Origin of the sequence: Bacillus proteolyticus (assembly GCF_001884065.1) — a bacterium.
In the GTDB taxonomy this organism is placed as follows: domain Bacteria; phylum Bacillota; class Bacilli; order Bacillales; family Bacillaceae_G; genus Bacillus_A; species Bacillus_A proteolyticus.
This window is the reverse complement of record NZ_MACH01000022.1, coordinates 1-267: the sequence shown is the minus strand read 5'-3', so window position 1 is coordinate 267 and position 267 is coordinate 1. Positions and strand designations below refer to the sequence as shown.

1 protein-coding gene is annotated in these 267 nt (G+C 37.5%); it reads right to left on the bottom strand.

What is annotated here, in order from left to right:
• On the bottom strand, positions 1–267 hold a 267-nt coding region (locus tag BAQ49_RS03655), incomplete at both ends, for a hypothetical protein (RefSeq protein WP_208610842.1).

Here is a 267-nt window from a genome sequence, read left to right as displayed (position 1 = left end):
GTCTTGTTTATCTTGCTTGTCTTGTTTATCTTGCTTGTCTTGTTTATCTTGCTTGTCTTGTTTGTCCTGTTTATCTTGTTTGTCCTGTTTGTCTTGTTTGTCGTGCGTATCTTCAGTGTTCTGTTTGTCCTGTTTATCTTGTTTGCCTTGTTTATCCTGCTTGTCTGGTTTACCTGGTTTGTCTGGTTTACCTTTTTTGTCCTGCTTGTCTTGTTTATCTTGCTTGTCTTGTTTATCTTGCTTGTCTTGTTTATCTTGCTTGTCTTG